This window comes from Acinetobacter sp. TYF_19 (assembly GCF_043105125.1).
GTDB lineage: Bacteria > Pseudomonadota > Gammaproteobacteria > Pseudomonadales > Moraxellaceae > Acinetobacter > Acinetobacter johnsonii.
The window spans coordinates 216,794-233,791 of record NZ_JBICLH010000013.1; the positions used below are offsets into that span (position 1 = coordinate 216,794).

General features: G+C 38.1%; 13 protein-coding genes, 1 tRNA gene and 1 pseudogene. 6 read left to right on the top strand and 9 right to left on the bottom strand.

Annotation, left to right across the window (positions count from 1 at the left end; all coding sequences use genetic code 11):
- The first annotated feature begins 63 nt into the window (after positions 1–63).
- Entirely contained in the window at positions 64–525 is a 462-nt protein-coding gene (locus ACF8FD_RS01610; protein WP_010327681.1) for a hypothetical protein, read from the top strand.
- A gap of 336 nt (positions 526–861) precedes the next feature.
- On the opposite strand, the gene ACF8FD_RS01615 is transcribed toward ACF8FD_RS01610, so the two are convergent.
- Entirely contained in the window at positions 862–1,500 is a 639-nt protein-coding gene (locus tag ACF8FD_RS01615) for a hypothetical protein (RefSeq protein ID WP_010327682.1), read from the bottom strand.
- Positions 1,501–1,610: 110 nt separating this feature from the next.
- Here ACF8FD_RS01615 and ACF8FD_RS01620 point away from each other — a divergent pair, with 110 nt between their 5' ends.
- Positions 1,611–2,612, top strand: coding sequence for an AraC family transcriptional regulator (locus ACF8FD_RS01620; protein WP_010327683.1), 1,002 nt, complete (start codon positions 1,611–1,613; stop codon positions 2,610–2,612).
- Positions 2,613–2,743: 131 nt separating this feature from the next.
- Positions 2,744–3,429 (top strand): annotated as a pseudogene (gene aqpZ / locus ACF8FD_RS01625) (aquaporin Z).
- Positions 3,430–3,510: 81 nt separating this feature from the next.
- On the opposite strand, the gene ACF8FD_RS01630 reads toward aqpZ, so the two are convergent.
- Both ACF8FD_RS01630 and ACF8FD_RS01635 read right to left on the bottom strand, forming a co-directional pair.
- Positions 3,511–3,756, bottom strand: a complete 246-nt coding sequence (locus ACF8FD_RS01630; protein ID WP_010327684.1) for a hypothetical protein — start codon at positions 3,754–3,756, stop codon at positions 3,511–3,513.
- A 76-nt stretch (positions 3,757–3,832) separates the two neighbouring features.
- The gene (locus tag ACF8FD_RS01635; RefSeq protein WP_010327685.1) at positions 3,833–4,921 is read right to left on the bottom strand and encodes a DNA/RNA non-specific endonuclease; all 1,089 of its coding nucleotides are present in this window, start codon (positions 4,919–4,921) and stop codon (positions 3,833–3,835) included.
- 257 nt (positions 4,922–5,178) lie between these two features.
- On the opposite strand from ACF8FD_RS01635, the gene ACF8FD_RS01640 reads away from it, so the two are divergent.
- Positions 5,179–5,682 carry a hypothetical protein gene (locus tag ACF8FD_RS01640; protein ID WP_234304397.1) on the top strand — a complete coding sequence of 168 codons (504 nt, stop codon included), beginning with the start codon at positions 5,179–5,181 and terminating at the stop codon, positions 5,680–5,682.
- A gap of 62 nt (positions 5,683–5,744) precedes the next feature.
- Here the strand turns inward: ACF8FD_RS01640 and ACF8FD_RS01645 are convergent, their stop codons facing one another.
- Positions 5,745–7,622: a potassium transporter Kup gene (locus tag ACF8FD_RS01645; RefSeq protein WP_242759781.1), complete on the bottom strand. Its 1,878-nt coding sequence runs from the start codon at positions 7,620–7,622 to the stop codon at positions 5,745–5,747.
- 121 nt (positions 7,623–7,743) lie between these two features.
- Between ACF8FD_RS01645 and ACF8FD_RS01650 the strand changes: the two genes are divergently transcribed.
- Positions 7,744–7,834 (top strand) — tRNA-Ser (locus tag ACF8FD_RS01650).
- Between the two features lie 183 nt (positions 7,835–8,017).
- Positions 8,018–9,214 carry a tyrosine-type recombinase/integrase gene (locus ACF8FD_RS01655; protein WP_392452935.1) on the top strand — a complete coding sequence of 399 codons (1,197 nt, stop codon included), beginning with the start codon at positions 8,018–8,020 and terminating at the stop codon, positions 9,212–9,214.
- A gap of 137 nt (positions 9,215–9,351) precedes the next feature.
- Here the strand turns inward: ACF8FD_RS01655 and ACF8FD_RS01660 are convergent, their stop codons facing one another.
- The 5 genes from ACF8FD_RS01660 to ACF8FD_RS01680 form a co-directional block, all read right to left on the bottom strand.
- A complete protein-coding gene (locus ACF8FD_RS01660) occupies positions 9,352–11,952 on the bottom strand; it encodes a DEAD/DEAH box helicase (protein WP_392452937.1) in 2,601 nt (866 codons plus the stop codon).
- 44 nt (positions 11,953–11,996) lie between these two features.
- The gene (locus ACF8FD_RS01665; RefSeq protein ID WP_392452939.1) at positions 11,997–13,997 is read right to left on the bottom strand and encodes a DUF3732 domain-containing protein; all 2,001 of its coding nucleotides are present in this window, start codon (positions 13,995–13,997) and stop codon (positions 11,997–11,999) included.
- Between the two features lies 1 nt (position 13,998).
- Positions 13,999–14,493, bottom strand: a complete 495-nt coding sequence (locus ACF8FD_RS01670) for a three component ABC system middle component (RefSeq protein ID WP_392452941.1) — start codon at positions 14,491–14,493, stop codon at positions 13,999–14,001.
- A complete protein-coding gene (locus tag ACF8FD_RS01675) occupies positions 14,490–15,701 on the bottom strand; it encodes an ABC-three component system protein (protein WP_392452942.1) in 1,212 nt (403 codons plus the stop codon). The genes ACF8FD_RS01670 and ACF8FD_RS01675 overlap by 4 nt, the downstream gene beginning before the upstream one ends.
- A 375-nt stretch (positions 15,702–16,076) precedes the next feature.
- Positions 16,077–16,973 carry a hydrolase or metal-binding protein gene (locus ACF8FD_RS01680; RefSeq protein WP_392452944.1) on the bottom strand — a complete coding sequence of 299 codons (897 nt, stop codon included), beginning with the start codon at positions 16,971–16,973 and terminating at the stop codon, positions 16,077–16,079.
- Between the last annotated feature and the right edge of the window lie 25 nt (positions 16,974–16,998).

Sequence of the window (16,998 nt, forward strand, 5' to 3'; positions counted from 1 at the left end):
CCGTAAAACCTATGAAAAGAGTGCTTTCGAGTACTCTTTTTATCATTTTAAAGATGAGAAAAAATGTATCACTTAGAGCTAATCTTATTTATTTGTGGTCTATTGATCTGTTTTGTTTTCATTCTGTTGATGAAGAAATATGTTGAACGCCCTTTTGCTATGCTGGCTGTACTGCTACTCCTTGGTTTATGCCTGTTTAGCTATATCAGCTTCTGCAAATACCAGTTTAAACACTATTATGAAAAAGCGCTGATTGCACCTGATCAAATTCGGGCTTGTGGTATTTTTACACAATGGTCGGAGGTCACTCATTATCGACGGCACAACATTAGTACTGAAAAAGTTTTTTACTTTAAGAGTGATCGACAAGCTTTTTTATTTAGCAATAGTCCGCGTGCCAGACAAAGCTTCCCTGATCTCAAAACCTTAAACATCAACGAGCATGTTTGCTTTCAGTTTTCCCCTGACTATACCGATGAAATGGATCGCTATATTTTAACAGGCTTCAAAAAGCAGGCAAATTAATAGACTCAATTACGCTGTCTTCGGTACAGCTGAGCTAATGCTAAATCGAACAGTACTGTCGTTTATGCATTAGATGTTAAAGTTTAGAATGCTCGCTGGCTTTTGACCGAACTTATGCTCTCAATTTTTGAGATAAAAAAAGGGAGTCTTGCGACTCCCTATAAACCTAGAATAACGACAACATTGACTTGTTAAACTGGAAAATGAAAAATGACGTACTAGTGCTCATGAGATGATTTCAGCTCATCAACAGCTTTACTATAGAATGTTCAAATGACGAAATATTGACAATACACACCAATATTATTGACAAATCACGACAAAATACCCATTCAGTTATCCTGCAACCGTTTCAGTCGTCTGCGCTGAGTTCAGTGGAATCGCTTCAGGTGCCTTAACCCATTTTGCAGGGAAGACCTGATTGACCCACTGGGTGAGCTTATCCGGCACCACTTGAGGTAAAGCAATACCCAACGGATTTTGCTCTTGCAAATCCAACGAGGAAATGACCCGCGTTCCTAAAATATAATCAAACCACGGCTTGGTCACACACCAGTTGGCATCCTGATTAGAGTTCATATGATGATCATAATGCCAAGGAATCTTACGCATTGCCCAGTCTGGCTCTAAGTGCGCACGGCGGTGGATGTAGTAATAATTTCCTGCACTGTACAACACAGACAACGTCATGCCTTTGGAGACAGGATAAAATAATGTCCCAAACACACCCGCCACGACAGCGAGTGACACGATTTCATTTTTGGTACGCCAATTGCTCCAACCTTCAACATAACCATGATCGTGAAATGTGGTTTTCCGCACTTCTCGGTGATGCTCCCAATGCGATTTCATGCTGTCAGGCACGGGGCTATAGCGTGGCTTTCCAGCACGGTGTGTTCCATGCAAAATATATTTATGTGCAACCCACTCAAACGCATTGGCAACCACCAGTCCTGCGACAAAACCTTTCCACATGGCAAATTCCTCCTATATTCAGATTGAATATAATGAGGAAACTATGCTAAATATTGACCCTAGCATTCAAATTCATTGACAAATTACGACAAGAACAATAGAGCCAATCAATGCAACATTTCAAAGATTACACAGGTTCTGTCTACGGTGGACTGGGGCATTTACTCTATGCCTATTGCCAAGCCGTGGGCTACCCAATTTCTGAACAGCTTGAAAAAGCACAGAACTTAGAACGTTTTGATTATGCCCTATGGTTAGAGTTACTGAATGATCTTGACAGCCATCTGCACATCCCTGCGCTCGGACTTGAGATTGCAAAGTATGTACAGCCCAAGCATTTAGGCATTTTGGGCTATATTGCGCTGTCCTGCGAAAATTTAGGCGAGGCGCTCACCCGTTATCATGACTTTCATCGCCTCATTTATGATGGCAGTTCACTATATGTTGCAATTGAAGGTGAAAATCTATGCTTTGGTTGGGTGGAGATGCCGATTGAACTGACCACACAACTCAGCAATGAAGTGGCAATGGCGCTGATCATTCAGTTTATGAAGCACTTTGTCGCCCATGAAGACATCCAGCTCAGCGAGGTTCATTTTACTCACCCTACACCGAAAAATACGGCACTGTATGAGCAATATTTTAATTGTAAAGTTCGCTTCTCTCAAAGCCGGCCGATGATGATGATTCCCCTCAGCGAATTATCCATGCCCTTTCAGCAAGGTGATCAAACCCTGCAAAAACTGCTCTTACAGCAGGCCGAAGCTTTACTGGAAAAACTTCCCAACTCCACCCAAATCGACCAGCGCCTACAGCATGCGATTTTAACGGGGCTACAAAAAAACCAATATCAAATTGAACATATTGCTCGGCAACTGAATTTTTCAGTCCGACAGCTGCAACGTTACTTACAACAACAAGGCACGACCTACCAACAGCGGATGCAAGAAGTTCGACGTATTTTGGCGGAGCAATACTTAAAAGATCCACACCTCAGCTTACAGGAAATTGCACTGTTGCTGAGTTACTCTGAACAAAGTGCTTTTCAACGTGCCTTTAAACACTGGACACAAGTCACACCTCAGCAGTGGCGTATTCAGCATTTTCACTAAAATCTGACCTGTTTAATCCACGTCATCAGGATGTCATGCTTTTTTTGTTAAATTGATTGAAAAACGAGTATTTTCTCGTTAGATATAAAGTTCTATGCGAATAAAACATCAATAACTACAAAAAGCGCATTATGAATAAATATCTTGCTGAATTCATCGGAACGTTTTGGTTGGTCTTCGGAGGCTGTGGCAGTGCCATTTTTGCAGCAACTTTTCCCGAGTTGCGCATCGGCTTTCTTGGCGTTGCACTTGCCTTTGGTTTAACCGTTTTAACGGGTGCCTTTGCACTTGGACATATCTCTGGCGGTCACTTTAACCCTGCAGTCAGTGTCGGCTTATGGGTCGGTGGACGTTTTGATACCAAAGATCTGATCCCTATGTGGTCTCCCAAGTGGTCGGAGCAGTTTTAGCCGCTTGGGTGTTATACCTGATTGTCCAAGGACAAGCTGGTTTCGCCGGTACAGGAGGCTTTGCGACCAATGGTTATGCCGAACTGTCACCAGGAAAATACTCCTTAATCTCCGCTTTAATGATTGAAATTGTACTGACCGCAATGTTCTTAATCGTGATTATGGGCGCCACAGATAAGCGTGCGCCTGCTGGTTTCGCGCCGATTGCCATTGGTTTAGCTTTGACCTTGATTCACCTGATCAGTATTCCTGTGACCAACACCTCGGTTAACCCTGCACGAAGTACAGGTGTTGCAATATTTGCTGAAACAGCCGCTTTAAGCCAACTCTGGTTGTTCTGGGTTGCTCCGATTGTCGGTGCCATTATCGGCGCTATTATTTATAAAATTTTAGAAAAAGAGGATTAATTTTTTCTCTCCCCATTAATAACAAAGCCTACAATCTGTAGGGTTTGTTATTGTTCCACATGGAACATAGATAGACTTATGTTATAAAAACGGATTGTCAATTTCACCCGACTGCGGACGTTCAATTTTCTCAGGAAGCTGAGCTTCACTTTCAAGCTGTTGCACAATGGCATTCAGATACGCCTGCAATGCTTTGGCCGCAGCTAGGCCAGCTTGGTCTTTGGTGAGTTGTAAATTGCCATAAATACTGACGCAGTCTGTGTCATTTTCAAGGGTCAAATCATGAATGGCATGAGACTCGTTGCCTTGTACAAAAGGTTTAAACATTTTATTTTTACTCGTATTTATTTTTCAGGCATTGGGCACTGCAGTCGAATGTCTATACATACAACTGCCTAGAACTTTAACGTAACAGCTGCAAAATATATTGCAATAAGACGTCGACTAATTGTTTCACAATTGCATCTTGATCCGCCGCATCAATACCCGTGCCCTTTGTTGCGGTGCTACCAGTATTCGACTGAGTAGAGCCCGATTTAAAGTTTTTTTGTAAGGCTTTGAGCTGCTCGGATGAAACCTCTTCTGCACACTGACTTTCCGCATCCCAATGTGAATACTGAATTGTACTATTGGCTTTTACCGCCGTTGCTGTCAACGGTAGTTTATAGGTATTACGTTTTTGCTCTTCTGTCAGTTGCGGAAATAAATTCACACCCAACTGCTCTTCCAAATAGCAGACACTGACAATTCTTACCTGCTGTGAATTATCATTCGGTGCGTAATAAGCGCCAATTGCACCCGTTTTTGGCATATAGACCGCTTTGTAAATCGCACTCGGAACAATCACTCCCTGACCAATGGTCTTGAGCTTTTTGCCCTGAAACACTGGCCCAGTCACCACAAAAACATCTAGCTTTTGCTTGGTCACAAGCGCCCGTGTGGCTTCTTCCAATTCACGCCACACTTGCTGATTATTTTTAGGGGCTTGTGGCACCATGTTGGCCAAAGAAAAACTGTCGAATTGTGCGGCTTTGTTGGGCATATCAGCATTCGGTGCCATATGTCCACGGTCATAGCCTGAACCACGGTAGTCCGACAATGTCGCTCGATGTTCGGTTGCAACATTATTTTCTTCGTGAAAACTATCTTCACGTGGAATTTTTTGGCTCAGGCGCTGCGGCGTCAGGGCCTCTGCAACCCAGAGGGGGGTTTTCGAAACGCCCGAATACATCACATTAAAACCGTTAAAGCACAGTGCATAGCTGTGTTTACTTAAACTTTCTTTGAGTAAATAAGGCGGAATTTCCCGATAAAATTGTTCTAAACAGGCTGAATTTGAGCTTGGGCTTAAAGACACGTATTGCTGAATTTTTTCTTGACCAAAGGCAATCGCAAAACTTCCCGTTGCCACCAATCCTAAAATCACTTTCAGGCCATTTTGATTAAACATGTTAAAGACTGACTTACCTGAACTACTTTTCTTCTTCGCCATCACAACTACAATAAACATCGGTTTTTCACGAGCTTAACAATCAGCGTATACGAAGTATATCGCTCGAGTTCTATTCGCATAACAATTAAACAAAACGCCATATTTAGATGATTTTGCATGTAACAAAATGTCTTTTTTGTAGAGTTTTTCTACGGCAACGTGATGCGATTGCGTATCTTTGATTGCTGTCGCTTCAAAAAATATGCCAAGGTAAAAAAGAATCGAACGAAATAATACATGCAATTTACGGAGTTCTTATGCATTCTAAGATTTTAGCTTCTCTTGGTTTAATCGGCACAGTGATAAGTGCTTCAGCCTTCGCCGAGCCACCTATCCAACCGGGTGACACCTTAGAAAGTCTCTCTCAAGCCAAAGTCACGACTACGGTTAATGGTCAACCGGGTTCTATTCAAGAACTCGTAAGCTCAGGGCAAATTAAATTGCTTGATCCAAATGCAGCACCTATCAGCCCAGCGAACCGAGGTGTACCCAATGACCAAGCAGTGATGCCAACATCACCACAGAGTGAAGTCCCTGTTCAACAGGCCGCACCTGATACCACAGCGCAACAACAAGTCGCTGCGACTCCAACAGAGCAACATCCGCTGGCACCGAATGCAGAACTCTCAGCACAACAAGCTGAAGCGGCGTTAAATGATGCTGTCGCACCCACGGCAAATGCAGACATGAATGCTGCCCCAGCTGCTGCACCGCAATTAGATTCATCAGCAGAGGCACCTGTAAATGATCCAATGAACTAAGACTTCAGCTGATTTATCCTCCAAAAAAAACCAGCATATGCGCTGGTTTTTTTATTGAGGTTTTAAATCTCGATCTGACTACCGAGTTCAACCACACGGTTTGGTGGAATCTGATAGAAGTCACTCACAGGACTGGTATTCCGTTGCATCGAGATAAAGAGCTTTTCACGCCACGGCGCCATACCATCACCCACGGTACTGATAATCCGTTCACGCGATACAAAGAAGCTGATCTGCATTAAGTTATATTCCAGATCAATCGCTTGATACACCGCTTCAAGCGCTTGTGGAATGTTCATTTCATCTTTAAAGCCATAGTACAATTCAAGACGATAGAAATGCTGATTCATGGTTTCGACATGGAAGCGATTGGTCTCTTCCACATAAGGAACATCTTGAATTTTAACAGTGAGAATGATGTTCTTTTGATGCAGTACTTTATTGTGCTTCATATTGTGCAACATCGCATGCGGTACAACGGTTGGTGTCCCTGTTAAAAAGACCGCCTCACCTTCAACCCAATTGGCTTGATCACCAATACTTTGTACAAATAAATCCAGTGGCAAGGTATCTTGCTGAAGCTTGGCAAAGGTTAACTCGCGACCTTGTTTCCATGTCATTAATAACATGAATGCAATACCGCCAATCAGCAATGGAACCCAACCGCCCGATAATACTTTAAGTGAGGTCGCACTCACCAAGACCAAATCTAAAACAAGGAATGGAATAATCAGCAGCACCAATTTTGGCATGCTCCATTTCCATGTATAACGAATAAATACCGCAATCAATAAGGTATCACACAGCATGGTCATGGTGACCGCTAAACCATAGGCATGCGAAAGCTGTGAGCTGGTTTGGAAGATTAAAATTAAGACAATAATCGATGCCAACAATATCCAGTTCAGTAAAGGTACATAAATCTGCCCCTGTTCTGAGTCTGAAGTATGTTTCACATTTAAACGTGGTAAATAACCCAATTGAATGGCCTGACGCGCTAAAGAGAAGACGCCTGAAATTACAGCCTGTGAAGCAATAACGGCGGCCATAGTGGCCAAGAAGATCATTGGGTACAAGCCCCACTCTGGCACCAACAGGTAAAATGGATTTTCAATCGCAGTCGGATCACGCAAGAGCAATGCACCTTGTCCTGCATAATTAAGCAGTAAACACGGCAAAACCACAATAAACCAAGCCAAACGAATCGGCACAGGACCAAAATGTCCCATATCTGCGTACAGGGCTTCGCCACCTGTGACGGTCAACACTACCGCACCCATAATGAAAAAGGCCATTAAAGGGTTGGTCACGATAAACTGAAATGCCCAATGTGGGCTCAGCATGCCCAAAACCAAAGGCGTTTGAATAATGCTCGAAATCCCAAGAAGACCGAGAGAGAAGAACCACAATAAGGTCAGTGGGCCAAAGAACTTACCAACAAAGGCTGTCCCATACTTTTGCATGACAAATACAGCAGTGACGATGCTAATTGCAATCGGCACAATATAAGGGTCAAGTGCATCGGTTGCGATGGATAAGCCTTCTACGGCAGATAAGACTGAAATGGCTGGGGTGATGATCCCATCCCCAAAAAATAGTGAAGCCCCAATAAAGCCGATCGAAATTAACAGTAATTTTTTCCGATGGCTAAAATTGGTATTACGCAAATTGAGTGCAAGCAAAGCCATAATCCCACCTTCACCATTGTTATCTGCACGCATGACAATTGCAGAATATTTAATGGTAATAACCGTGGTCATGGTCCAAAAGATAATGGACAAAATACCCAATACGTTTGCAGGGGTGATGCCCAAGCCATGTGCAGCGTGGAAGGATTCTTTCAATGCATAGAGTGGACTGGTTCCAATATCCCCAAACACGACCCCTAATGCTGCCAAGGTCATCGCAGGCAAGGCGGCTTTTTTTGCAGTACTTTGCATAAGCTTGTCTTCAATTATCGACACTATTTTTGCGAATCATATCATTGAGCTAAAACTTTTGCTCGAATTCAATTGTTTCACCTTGTCGATGGCTATGTTTTTCGATATTATCCTCCGCCATGGTGAAGTGTCCGAGTGGCTGAAGGAGCACGCCTGGAAAGTGTGTAAACGTTTATAGCGTTTCGAGGGTTCGAATCCCTCTTTCACCGCCAAATTAGCTTCCCGTAGCATCCAACGGGGTACTGAAAGGCTTAAACCACATAGGTTTAAGCCTTTTTTATTGTTTTGTTAAATCCTAGGACATCCATTGCAATCCCCCATATCGTGGGGGATAATTGGGGGACAGACTTTTTAAGTTATTTTTCGTCCCCCAATTTGCACGGATACCATTAAAAATGCTTACTGATGCTCAAGTTAGAAAAATAAAGCCACTTGATAAAAAAAAGCGCTATTCTGACGAAAAAGGACTATATCTGGAGGTTACACCTTCAGGTGGAAGGTTCTGGCGTTTAAAATATAGATTTAATGGCCGTGAAAGCACCCTAACTATTGGTAGCTATCCAGAAATCACACTTGCCCAAGCTCGCCGTGCACGAGATGAAGCACGTATTCAGCTTTACAATAATATTGACCCAAATGCTAAAAAAAATGAACGATTACAACAATTAGATGAAAGTACTCTCTTCAGATCCCTAGCTATGGAATGGATGGAGGATCGAAAGCCCGTTATTAAAGAAGGTACATATTTGCGCGACTTGTCTGTATTTGAAAAAGATCTTTTTCCAGCATTAGGACATATGCCTATTGATCAGATTAAAGGTAAAGATGTCCTTGCTTGTGCTAAACAAATTGAAGCGCGTGGTGCTCAAGAGATGGCTAAAAGATCCATACCTTTAGCTGGACGTATTTTCCGTTTTGCAATTGGTAAAGGTCTGATCGAGAACGACCCTACTCCTCACCTTCAGAAAGTTCTCAAGCCTCGTAAAGTGAAGCATATGGCTCGCTTAGATATTTCTGAATTTCCTCCTTTCTTAGAACGCATGGATCATTATCACGGCAACATATTAGTTAAGACAGCATTACAGTTCATGACCTTAACTTTTGTGAGGACAGCTGAACTCATCAACATGGAATGGGATGAAATTGATTTTGAAAATAAGTTGTGGCGTATTCCAGCTTATAAAATGAAAATGGCTCTACCCCATATTGTTCCTCTATCTCGACAAGCGATTGAACTCATTCGAGCTCTGCAGCCACTCACAGGAAATAAGCAATTTGTTTTCTATAATCACAGTACTGCAAAACCATTAAGTAATAATGCTCTTTTAAGTGCAATTCGAACGATGGGTTATACAGGTAAAATGACTGGACACGGCTTTCGTGGACTTGCATCAACTACATTACATGAGCAAGGTTATATGCATGATGCAATTGAAATACAACTAGCTCACACTGTTGGCAATGCAGTTTCTCAAGCGTATAACCATGCTCAACACTTGGAGTACAGAACTAAGATGATGCAGGAATGGTCTGATTTTATTGATAGCTTGAGGGACAAAATTGTACCTTTTCCTAAAAATCAAATTATTTAAACCTAATAGATTAAGTTTTTTATGTCATTAGTGATCTAATATTTTTTTGAACAAAATAATAACCACATGAAATAAAGTAAAAAATACTTTTAAAAACTTAAAAGCTATAAAAGAATATTTTATAGCTTTTTAAAATATTATGATGCTTCAGAGAAGTAATCTTTTGCAGATTTACTTTTTAAAAACCCGAATAAACCCAGTGGGTCTGCATTTAAATGTATTAATTTTTCCGCTGCTATACTTCGCCATACTAGATCTCCAGCGCCTGTATAACTGCTACGTAACTCTCTAACAAGATCTAAAATTTGATCCGACCAAATTAAAAACTCATAAGAATTCCAGCAACTTACACCAACAAGATGGGGCATCGCTCCATCTCTAGCTTTTGTAACAGGAGTAACTAAAACTGGTAAAATTTGAGAATTTGAATACATAGCATCATGATTCTTTATCCAATTGGGGTGCAAAGCTACTTGTCGTGCTTTTTCAGGACTTAATAAAGATGTATCTTGAGCCCCTACATGATCTTCAAAAACAATTACTAAATCACCAATAGTCCACCATGGATCTGGTGATGCTTCTGTTTCCTCTTTAAATGCTTTAAAACCCATGTGTTTACCAAGTAATACTTGCGCAGTTTCAAAACTGTCCTTATCCCTTAACCCCTCTCTAATTAGAATTTCCTTAGAAGTAAACTTAGTATTATTTAACAATCCCAGACTATCAAAATACCCCTCAATCTGTTCAACTTGCTGCATAGCTAATAAATTTCGGAATTCAAGTTGAGGTTCATTTGTAGGGATATTTAATTCTCTTGAGAGCATAGACAGCCAAGGAATACTAATTGTAGCCTTTTTAGCAAGATTATAATGATCTCTAGCTTGTGCTCTAAAATCACCAAAGCCAGCCTCTGTAGCTTTATCAGCTGCTGCACCTGCTAGATAACTCCATAAAGCTCGATAACCTTTTAATTCTGGAGCTTTTAATTGAGAAAGAACATCTCTCGCAGCATCATATGCATCTACAAAATCATCATTCCATAATGCTTTTTGCCAATTAATTTCATACTTTACTGAACGACTCAGCTCATCCATTGCTGGAAATGGTTCTTGAGTAACAGAGGCTCTATTCTCTAAAATAATTTGATTGGCCTCCTCCCATTCTTCACCATGCTCTATAAATATTTTAAAATTTTCAATAATTGTATTCTTATCAATTTCTGAAGATTGTTCGACACCAAATTCAAGCTCAGCTTGTAACTCAGGATGGAAATATTTACGTCTCTTAGAGTCCGTCAGATAACAACTTAACTCATCGCCAGTTATAACTACAGCGGAATAATCATTTAATCCCCTAGTACAACGTCCAATAGCTTGCAATGCTCTTGTTTGAGTTCGCTCGTTGAATAATACACTAGCCCCCATTCTATTCACTAAAAACCGTTCCTGAAGGCTTGTGGACTGAGATAATCCCTCAACAAAAAGGAGTCTGCAACTTTCCTCTGGAAAATCGATACCGTCATATCTATTAGCAATTACAGCTACAGCTTCAGATTTATTTGTGAACTCATCCTTGCCACCTTCTAAGTCTGTTGCCGTAAATATTGGAAAATTGAGGTTTTGCTCGATATCTTCAATTATCTCATTTGCAGCATCATTACTTGAAGTAAGAACTAGACTTCTTCCCGACATCCCCATTAAATGTCTTCTTAAATCAATAATTTCGTCTGACTCCAACGTCTTTTCTGGAAAAATAAAAAAACGTCGTCCAATACCCTGTTTATCCCATCCTTCAGGGATAGATACTCTTTTAATATTTGGACGCCCTGTTAAACGTTCCAAATCACCACCTTGTCCCAATGTCGCAGACATAAAGATACGTTGCTTAGCATCATTAAAAGCGTTATGAGACCATGTAGGTGGAATGAAAGGTTTTATTAATATTTCTGAGGAAGAAACATACATCTGACAAGCATGTAAATGACTTCTTATCATACCCCAACTATATTTTTGGCTACTTGATTCTGTTAAAGCAGAATTTATGACTGTACACAGATCTTCTTTAATTATCTGGAATTTTGTAGAAGGAATTTTATCGACCCATGTTAAATCACTTATGTCCTCCCAAGCTCCACACATTCTTGCAAAATTCTGTTCTGTCAAAACAGATTTAAGAACGCTAGCAATTGTTCTATATAAAGTTGAATCATTTTCTGAAAAACGATTTACACTGAAAGTCCAAAGATTCTGAAGGTAATTTTCTGCTGCATGGGCATCATCAACGATAATGACATCTGCATCATCAAAAAAAGGGTTCGTATTGAAAATACTGTTATAGGTCGTTACAGCCACTTTTCTTCTATCTTTGTAAGCAGCTTTTGCTTCAGCTGAATATCCTTTAATCGGCCCAGAAAAACCTTGTACAGTTAAACCATATTTATTATTAGCCTCTTCAACTACTTGATTTACTAACTGTCTAGTAGGACAAAGAAAAACCACTTTTTCATCAAATTTTCTCCTTCTCCATTCTGCCAGTAATAATCCTACTAGGGTTTTACCACTACCAGTTGGTAATTGAATAGCTACATCACTATTGTTAATTGCATCAGAAGCGTAACTTCTTAATACCTGACCTTGATGATCAAATAAACTTGCATGCTTTCTGCGTGGCAAATCTATAAAAAGTCTGTCAGGACTATCAGGAACCGCCGATTTTGAATTTGGTTTTTTAAATGCCATTTTTTTATCTTCTAAAAAATTGAAATAACTTAAATATTCATTTCTCAAATTGTAGTTTTAATCCAGTGACTAGGTATTAATCCTTCACCAATACGCTTCCAATTTCTAACTTCAATAGTATTTTCAAACTCTCCCCATATGGATTGATCCGCATGTTCTAATACAATTATTTGGAATTTATGATTAGACCTTTTCACACCTAACTCTAGCATCTCAAAGATACGTTTGGTTGCTTTTAAATCATGATTCCTATTAAATCTTTCATCATTTAAATTACTGGAAATATTATCTAATTCATTATAACCAGACACAGCTGTAGGGAAATATACTTGACTTGGTTGATCAATAACTAAAAAATTAAAAACTGGAGATATTTCTTGTTGAGAAAAATACTCATGTAATGCTAAAAATGTAGAAATATGATAACCCATCCAATTTTCACCACTACCAACTTCCCATAGAAATTCTTTTTTATCTTGATTTTTTTTATCAAACCTTAAAGTTAATTCAGCCTTATCAAGAGTTATGTCACCTCGATTATCCAAATGAAATTCGTCTGCATAAAATTTTATAAGGTTCCCAATTTTCTTATAAACCTTAAACTCAAGATCAATTTTACCTGAATTCATAAAAAATAAGTCCAGCTGCTGAATATCCAGATCCAAATTTCGTATTTGAATACTTATATCATCTTCATTTTTATGTTCTTTATAATTTATTAAAATTGATTGAATTCGGCCAATTAATATATAAATCTGATTTAAAGATCCTTGTCGATTATTTTCATCAACATCTAAAGAAATAAGATTTTTCCTAATATCATGCAATTTATTTTGTTTTTTTATCAAATCAGATTTAAGGTTTTCTAACTCTAAATTTGCAATTGGGTTTTCATATAAAATTCCAGATAAATCATTTATTCTTTTTACCTTACTATCTAAGTTACCAATCAAATTACTCAGCTGGTTATTATTAGAACCACAAGCCACACAATAGCTCTCACTTGATAATTTAGATTTCAACCACTCAAAATTAACAATTCTACTATTCTCCAAATTCACAGCATCAGAAAATTCTTTCGCCCTACCGGATAAAGATTCAAATTTCCTGATTTTTATAACAACCTTATCTATTTCACGCTGTATTTTCTCTTCCTTAATTTTAAGATAATTATAAATATTATTAGTATATGTATAATTAGGCCTATTAACCAAATCTAGCATTTCACCTCTTTTATTTTTATCAAGAATATTCTCAAATTCTTGTATTTTGTTTTCTAATGAGTTTTGATCACTATCTTCAACAAGCCCCAACTCAATTGCCTTAAACCATAGATTGTTTACATCTGCAGTCCAAGCATTTATTTCTCTACGAGTACTATTTTGTTTTTTTATGAGAAGTTCTCTTTCCCTAATCTTAATAGCTCTTAATCTTTCTTTTACTAAATATTCATTATCCACAATACCTAATGCTAAAGGTAATATTTTCTTTAGCCTTTCTTTATGCTCCGATGCATCAGCTTTATAGAATAAAGTATTAGGGTTAGCCACTATGTGTTGCGGTAGAAAATTAAAAGCAGCTAAATCTCTGTAAGATGCTTTAGCATCAAACCCTTTATTTTCATCATCAAGTGTTTGTGGTAAGTCACTAATTTTTAAAATACGATTATTAAATAAATTTTTAAGCTTCAAATCATTAAAATTAGATATTAAATCTTCTGGTAAAGGCTCATTTTCATTAAAGCTTTTAACAAAAAAATCTCTACTTACTTGCTTATTTCTTGGTGTTCTTCTACAGATAATAACTTTATTATTATTTATACTAACTACAACTCCAAACCAATCAACCTCATCCCTGATCAGACCAACAGGAATAGAACACCGACTAGCACCTAAACAATAATCAATTATAGAAATAATTGAAGACTTTCCTGTCCCACTTCTCCCATGAATCACATTTATTTTATCTATACTAAAGTCTATCACCTCAATCTTATTTAACTTATTAACAGGCCAAAGTATTATTTTTTCTAAAAAAAATTGCATATCACTTACCCAACAACATTAAGTACAACTCAGCCGTACTATGATTTCTGAACCAATAAGCCAACCTATTAATAGAATTAATCATTTCAATAGGTGCGACCTTATGGTTATATCCAACAGGCCAACGTTTAAATTTACAATTTATAAAAATCTCATTATCAACCACAACTCTATTAATTAATCCTGTCGATGAGGCTAAATTTAGACCTTGTAGTGACACAGGGCCAAATTCAGCGACTCTTTTTTCAAAATTAGCCTTTATAATAGAATTTTCTGCAATTAGTATATAAAAAGAGGTTGCTGTATTCTTTTTATTAACAATCATGCAACTTTCTTTATGCCAAATTATGGGTAATACCAAAATAATCTTCATTAAATCTGGGCTTTCAGTTCCTGCTGTTAAACTTTCATATTTTTTTACGAAATATGTAAGCAATAAACAAGCTAATGTACTATTTTGTATAAGATTATTATCAATATAACCTAACTTGCTCATCCCTCCCCCCTTTTAGCAAATAGATTATGCCAATATACAAAGTAACTACCATCTTCAACATTAGCTAAATAATGGTAATTTCCTCTGGTAAAATAATGGTGAGTTGTGAAATTTTCACCTAAAGGAGCCAAATAGTTTGCATCAAGCGTTTTATGTATTGTTCTTTTTGCTAATTCAATTTCATCAAATCCAGTATTAAAAGTTTGCTCATCTACTGAAATAGATTTCCATCTCTCATAGAGTGCTGAATTTCTTTCATCCCACTCTGATGGTAATACGTCACCTTCATCTTCCAATCTAACTTTTTCCGAATAAAACCCCCAATAATGTTCCAAAGCCATATTACAGAACATATCTGGTAGGCCTATAGAAATAAGTTGTTTTAGAAATAAATGCTCATTATTATCTCTTTGTAAATACTCTTTGTAGCTAGTAGACATTAATGGTTTTTCAATATATTTCTTTATTTTTCTGATATTTATTTCTTGAAAAAGCCTCTTATTGATTTTAGATCTCTCTATCCAAGCTGGTTGTTTACATTTCCACTGTTCTTGGCAAAAAGAAATGATATACCCCATTAAATTCTGATAAATTTCTTCTGCATATTGCTTGTAATCATCAGGTAAATTAAATAAGTTTTGCGTCGCTATTTTTAAGCTTTCCTCATCTTGAGTTGCATTAGAATCACCTAGTTCTAGATTCTCTATCAGAAATTTTAGTTTTTCTTCTGGGTATGCTGCTACAGCTTTGATAGTTTCAGCATTACCTGTACCATCAACACAATTTAAAGCAAAATTTTTAATAGTTTTGATACACTCCTGTATCTCTTTTTCACTTTTTGCTTTAGATAAATTATGGACAAATGAGTCTGGATTTACATCAATATTAGTCACTAAAGTATAGCTTATTTTTGAATAGTTACTTTGAAAACCCTCCATTGTATGGAGCCAAATATGTAAACTATGCCAAAGGTTTCTACTGCTATCCTGAAATGTATTTTTATCCTTATTCACTGTATGCTTATCTTGCTCAAAAATAATATTTAAACCCTGATCTGCATTGTAAGTGATTTCCACTACATCATCTTCTGTTTCAATGCCAACAATCATATTAGAAGCATCACTTCGCAAAAGACGATATAACGTCCTCTGAAATTGAAAGATATAACCTGCTATTTTATCACTAGCTGTCTTTGTTATAGCCCCCATGAATCCCTCTTCAAAAAGAAAAAACTAATAACCTTTATTAAATAAAAAAATTAGTGATTCTTAACATTAAAAAGTAAAAAATCAAAAATTATGCCTACTGCATTATGCATTTAACAAAACATAATTATTCTAAACTTTATTTTAAATAACTTTTTCAATTATTCATTTACTACGTTTAAATGCAAGCTTAATGTTTACAAAAAATCCAGAAGACTTCAACTTAGAAAATAAGGGAGCTTTCGCTCCCACACTTATCAACTTTGTATCTTACTTTCAATTCAGTGATGGTGCTTATTCCAGCTATTTGATGCAAGCGGCAATTCGCTCAAATGATTGAGTGATTTGTACAATTAACTTTCGTTTTTTGCTTGAGTCTCAATTTACTGTGCTAACAGACTGTTGCAAATCTTTCTTTACATGCTGAACATCGCTTAAATTATGAAGTTGCTGAGATACTGTTTGTTTGTGTTCATAAGTATAAAACTCATCCACAATTTCACTACCCTCCTCAGCATTCACATCAAACTGTGCATTAGCAAAACCATGCACTGCAATGAAATCCAGTGCCTCCTGATAAAATCCTGAAGCTTTACTTTGTTGGTCAATCTCCTTGGCAGTCTGAATTGCTTCTTGTAAATGAATGCCATCGCGTAGCGTTAAGTCCACGTAATACACAGGAGTACGATAACTTTGTGTGGTACTTTTCCCTCGAAGTGTTAGTTGCAGAGGTAGACATGACAGCAAGCCATTGGATGCTGCATGGTAATAACTCAGTCTTGCTGCTAAGGTACGGATACTATTAAAGCCTGTAGTTCTAAAGATGAAGGTGCCAAATTCATCCGATTCATCCAAATTCACATAGAGACGACCATAAGGCTTACACAGCCCACCTTGTGCTAATTGACATAGATCAGGTGATGGACAGGGGTGATGTTCTACCCCTTGGTTGGTCAGTCGCTGGCAAGTTTCACCATTACCCACACAAACGGGTCGTCCTGTTTGACGGTCAAATAAGCTGTACTCAGCACGTAAGTTTAGTTCAGGATCATTAAAGATCATCCGTACTGGAATACTACGCAGTTTTTGATTCGGTGCTTTAGCTCGAAGTTGTTCATCTAAAGGATGTTTCACCCAGCCGTCCTTATTTTGGATTTGGCTGGTTAGGGTAAATTGATCATCCTTTTCAGGGATGCATTTGCCGTTCTTTTCCACGACTTTACCAATGCTAATTCTGCCAAGTATTGGCGGTGTAATTGCTAAACCTTTGATCATGTTGATTTCCTCTTTTCTGTGTATT

Bases quoted from the DNA above. Each gene is read 5' to 3' on its own strand.
- ACF8FD_RS01610 (WP_010327681.1), top strand. From the start codon at position 64: ATGTATCACTTAGAGCTAATCTTATTTATTTGTGGTCTATTGATCTGT.
- ACF8FD_RS01615 (WP_010327682.1), bottom strand. From the start codon at position 1,500: ATGTGGAAAGGTTTTGTCGCAGGACTGGTGGTTGCCAATGCGTTTGAG.
- ACF8FD_RS01620 (WP_010327683.1), top strand. From the start codon at position 1,611: ATGCAACATTTCAAAGATTACACAGGTTCTGTCTACGGTGGACTGGGG.
- ACF8FD_RS01630 (WP_010327684.1), bottom strand. From the start codon at position 3,756: ATGTTTAAACCTTTTGTACAAGGCAACGAGTCTCATGCCATTCATGAT.
- ACF8FD_RS01635 (WP_010327685.1), bottom strand. From the start codon at position 4,921: ATGGCGAAGAAGAAAAGTAGTTCAGGTAAGTCAGTCTTTAACATGTTT.
- ACF8FD_RS01640 (WP_234304397.1), top strand. From the start codon at position 5,179: ATGCATTCTAAGATTTTAGCTTCTCTTGGTTTAATCGGCACAGTGATA.
- ACF8FD_RS01645 (WP_242759781.1), bottom strand. From the start codon at position 7,622: ATGCAAAGTACTGCAAAAAAAGCCGCCTTGCCTGCGATGACCTTGGCA.
- ACF8FD_RS01655 (WP_392452935.1), top strand. From the start codon at position 8,018: ATGCTTACTGATGCTCAAGTTAGAAAAATAAAGCCACTTGATAAAAAA.
- ACF8FD_RS01660 (WP_392452937.1), bottom strand. From the start codon at position 11,952: ATGGCATTTAAAAAACCAAATTCAAAATCGGCGGTTCCTGATAGTCCT.
- ACF8FD_RS01665 (WP_392452939.1), bottom strand. From the start codon at position 13,997: ATGCAATTTTTTTTAGAAAAAATAATACTTTGGCCTGTTAATAAGTTA.
- ACF8FD_RS01670 (WP_392452941.1), bottom strand. From the start codon at position 14,493: ATGAGCAAGTTAGGTTATATTGATAATAATCTTATACAAAATAGTACA.
- ACF8FD_RS01675 (WP_392452942.1), bottom strand. From the start codon at position 15,701: ATGGGGGCTATAACAAAGACAGCTAGTGATAAAATAGCAGGTTATATC.
- ACF8FD_RS01680 (WP_392452944.1), bottom strand. From the start codon at position 16,973: ATGATCAAAGGTTTAGCAATTACACCGCCAATACTTGGCAGAATTAGC.